The 756-nt window shown below is 59.8% G+C and carries 1 protein-coding gene; it reads left to right on the top strand.

What is annotated here, in order from left to right; genetic code table 11:
• Nucleotides 1-44 precede the first annotated feature (44 nt).
• Nucleotides 45-756 (top strand): IS110 family RNA-guided transposase (locus tag NKJ01_RS36275; protein ID WP_352735392.1); only part of this gene is annotated, 712 nt, incomplete at its 3' end.

Genomic DNA, 756 nt, shown 5'->3' with positions numbered 1-756 from the left:
CTCCTGCGGTATCATCGCGGGATTAGAGCTGGAGGAGCGCTATGATGAGCAACGTTACGACAATCGGTCTGGATATTGCGAAGTCCGTGTTTCAAGTCCACGGCGTGGATGCGGCTGGTGAGGTCGCAGTTCGCAGGAAGTTGACGCGTGGGCGTGTGCTGCCGTTCTTTGAGAGCTTGCCGCGATGCCTTGTCGGGATCGAGGCGTGCAGTTCGTCGCATTATTGGGCTCGCGAGCTAATCGCACGTGGCCACGATGTGCGGCTGCTGCCGGCACAGTATGTGAAGCCGTATCTGAAGCGACAGAAGAATGATGCTGCAGATGCAGAGGCGATCTGCGAGGCCGTGACACGACCGACGATGCGCTTCGTACCGGTGAAGTCGCCCGAGCAGCAGAGTGTGATGATGCTGCACCGGGTTCGTTTGATGCTCAATCGCCAGCGCACACAGATATCGAACGCGTTGCGGGCGCACCTATCCGAGTTCGGGGTCGTGGCGCCGATCGGGCGTAATGGAATTGAGCAACTTCTCGTGGTCATCAACGACGAGAACGATGCCAGGATACCGGCCGACGCACGGCTTTGCCTGAGGATGCTTGAAGCACAGCTTCGTGTCGTGAAGGAACAGATCCTCGAAAATGATCGCCGGGTCCGTGCGAGTGCGCGAGAGACTGAACTGGGTCGCAGGTTGATGGAGATTCCGGGCGTTGGCCCGCTGCTGGCGAGTGCGTTCGTGGCGACCGTCGCCGATCCGCACG

Source organism: Mesorhizobium sp. M0276, assembly GCF_040321755.1.
Classification (GTDB): domain Bacteria; phylum Pseudomonadota; class Alphaproteobacteria; order Rhizobiales; family Rhizobiaceae; genus Mesorhizobium.
This window is presented reverse-complemented; position numbering and strand designations above follow the sequence as displayed.